This is a genomic window from Streptomyces sp. 13-12-16 (assembly GCF_002114215.1).
Classification (GTDB): Bacteria; Actinomycetota; Actinomycetes; order Streptomycetales; family Streptomycetaceae; genus Streptomyces.
The window spans coordinates 1-2902 of sequence record NZ_NCTE01000506.1 but is presented as its reverse complement, the minus strand read 5'-3'; the positions used below and the strand labels follow the sequence as shown (position 1 = coordinate 2902).

3 protein-coding genes are annotated in these 2902 nt (G+C 75.0%); 2 read left to right on the top strand and 1 reads right to left on the bottom strand.

Annotated elements, in window-relative coordinates:
• Both B7767_RS20370 and B7767_RS20365 read left to right on the top strand, forming a co-directional pair.
• Window positions 1-262 (top strand): hypothetical protein (locus tag B7767_RS20370; RefSeq protein ID WP_143652562.1); only part of this gene is annotated, 262 nt, incomplete at its 5' end.
• Between the two features lie 145 nt (window positions 263-407).
• Window positions 408-1361 carry a bifunctional riboflavin kinase/FAD synthetase gene (locus tag B7767_RS20365; RefSeq protein ID WP_085573450.1) on the top strand — a complete coding sequence of 318 codons (954 nt, stop codon included), beginning with the start codon at window positions 408-410 and terminating at the stop codon, window positions 1359-1361.
• Between the two features lie 194 nt (window positions 1362-1555).
• Here the strand turns inward: B7767_RS20365 and B7767_RS20360 are convergent, their stop codons facing one another.
• A complete protein-coding gene (locus B7767_RS20360; RefSeq protein ID WP_085573449.1) occupies window positions 1556-2545 on the bottom strand; it encodes an ABC transporter ATP-binding protein in 990 nt (329 codons plus the stop codon).
• Window positions 2546-2902: the final 357 nt, after the last annotated feature.

Below are 2902 nucleotides of genomic sequence, written 5' to 3'. Positions count from 1 at the left end.
GGCGGTGCTGCGCGCCGCGGCCCGGAACACCGGCCCCGAGCCGCGCGTCCTCGTCCACCGCACCGGGCTGCTCCTCGCGCGCACCACGGAGGGCGCCACCCGCTTCGACCGCTGCCTGGCCGACCTGGGCAGCCATGTGCCGGGCTTCGCCGCCGCCGTGGCCGGCTGGCTGGCGGACGCCCCACGCGAGTGGTCCGCGCTGATCGGGCCCGCCACCCGCCGGACCATCGGGAACCCGGCCGGAGCGGTCGTCCCCGCCTGACCCCGCCCGGCCGGCACGTGCACCCCGTCACACAGCCCCCATGCCGATGCGGGCCCCCGGCACGCGGCATGGCACCCTTAGAGCTGCGCAGAGAAGTCCACGGACTCGGGTTCGTTCGACGAGGTTTCGACAAGGAGCAGGCACAGTGCAGCGCTGGCGTGGCTTGGAGGACATCCCCCAGGACTGGGGGCGCAGCGTCGTCACCATCGGCTCCTACGACGGAGTGCACCGCGGGCACCAGCTGATCATCCGGCATGCCGTGGACCGCGCCCGGGACCTCGGCGTCCCCGCCGTCGTCGTCACCTTCGACCCGCACCCCAGCGAGGTCGTCCGCCCCGGCAGCCACCCCCCGCTGCTCGCCCCGCACCACCGGCGCGCCGAACTCATGGCCGGCCTCGGCGTCGACGCGGTCCTGATCCTCCCCTTCACCACCGAGTTCTCGAAGCTGTCCGCCGCCGACTTCGTCGTCAAGGTGCTGGTCGACAAGCTGCACGCCAAGGCGGTCGTCGAGGGCCCCAACTTCCGCTTCGGCCACAGGGCCGCGGGCAACGTGGAGTTCCTCGCCGAGCAGGGCCGGATCTACGACTTCGACGTCGAGGTCGTCGACCTGTACGTGAGCGGTGAGGCGGGCGGCGGCGAGCCGTTCTCCTCCACGCTCACCCGCCGCCTGGTCGCCGAGGGCGAGGTCGAGGGCGCCGCCGAGATCCTGGGCCGCCCGCACCGGGTGGAGGGCGTCGTCGTCCGGGGCGCTCAGCGCGGCCGCGACCTGGGCTTCCCCACGGCCAACGTCGAGACCCTCCCGCACACCGCGATCCCCGCCGACGGCGTCTACGCCGGCTGGCTGCACGCCCAGGGCGAGGCCATGCCGGCCGCGATCTCCGTCGGCACCAACCCCCAGTTCGACGGCACCGAGCGCACGGTCGAGGCGTACGCCATCGACCGTGTCGGCCTCGACCTGTACGGCCTCCATGTCGCCGTCGACTTCCTGGCCTTCGTGCGCGGCCAGGCGAAGTTCGACACGCTGGAGGCGCTGCTGGAGCAGATGGCCGAGGACGTCGAGCGCTGCAAGGCCCTCGTGGCCGCGGCCGAGAAGCCGTAGGGCCTGTCCGGCGGATCACGCCGGAGACGTGGGGCCGGCACGCACCCCCCAGAGGGGCCCGGCGGCGTTGTCGTCGGTTGCCGACTCCCCACGCTCGCTCCCGCTCGCGCGGAGGCCCCGTCGCCCCCGCTCACCCGGGCTGCAAGGCGCCACCGGCCTCCTCCGACTCGACCCGCCGCCCCCGCCCGGTCCGATCAGCTCTTCCGGGCGTGCGCCCAGTGGCACGCCACCTGGGCCGTGCCGCCCCCGTCGAGGATCTCCGGGTCCCGGCCCCGGCACGCCTCCGCCACCCCCGCCCGGTCCGCCTCGCCGCCCGCCAGGATCTGGCAGCGGGCGTGGAACCGGCACCCGGACGGGATGCGGGACGGGTCCGGGGGCTCGCCCGTGAGGACCACCGGCTCACCCGGCGCCTCGGGGAGGACCGACAGCAGGGCCCGGGTGTACGGGTGCCGGGGGGACGTCAGGACCCGCTCCACCGCCCCGGTCTCCACGATCCGGCCCAGGTACATCACCGCGACCCGGTCGGCGATGTTCCAGGCCAGTCCGAGGTCGTGCGTGACGACCAGCGCGGACAGGCCCAGTTCGGCGCGCAGCCGTAGCAGCAGGGCCAGGATCTCCCCGCGCACGGACGCGTCCAGCGAGGCCACCGGCTCGTCGGCGACGAGGAGTTCGGGCTCCAGCACCAGCGCGCCCGCGATCACCACGCGCTGCCGCTGACCGCCGGACAGCTCGTGCGGATAGCGCAGGAAGAAGCGCTCCGGCGGGCGCAGCCCGGCCTGGGACAGGGCGTCGGCGACCGCGGCCCGCTCGTCACCGCCGTGGCCGTGGATGCGCAGCCCCTCGGCCACCGCGTCGTACACCGTGTGCCGGGGGTTGAGCGAGCCGCTCGGGTCCTGCAGCACCAGCTGCACGCGCCTGCGGTACGCCTTCAGGGAGCGGCCGGAGTACTCCAGCGGCCGTCCGCCGAAGGCGATTCGGCCCGCGGTCGGCTCGACCAGACCCAGCAGGGCGCGGGCCAGCGTCGTCTTGCCGCAGCCCGACTCGCCGACCAGGGCGACGATCTCACCGGGACGGATGTCCAGGTCGACACCGTCCACGGCACGGGCGTCCGGTGCGCCGTGCCGTCCCGGGAAGGCGATGCGCACACCCTGGGCGCTGAGGAGGGGGGTGGTGGAGGTGGTCATGGGGTACTGGGCCTCGCTTCCTCCAGGGATCCCGGATCACCGTCCGCCGCGTTCCGCTGGGGGGCCGGTGTGTCGGCTGTCGTGTTCGGCCGGGGGGAGGGCTCGTCGGTTGTCGTGCCGCGCCGGGTGTCGGAGTCGTCGGTTGCCTTGTCCGGCCGGGGGGCCGGGCCGTCGGCTGCCGTCTTCCGTCGGGGGTCAGGATCGTCGGCTGCCGTCTTCCGTCGGGGATCCTGATCGTCGTCCGCCGTGTCCCGCCGCGCACCCGGGCCGTCGGCCGGAGTGTCCCGCGGGGAATCCGGTTCGGCCGGTTCGGCCGGTTCGGCCGCCGCGGCGACCCGTACGCACGCCGCCCGCCGG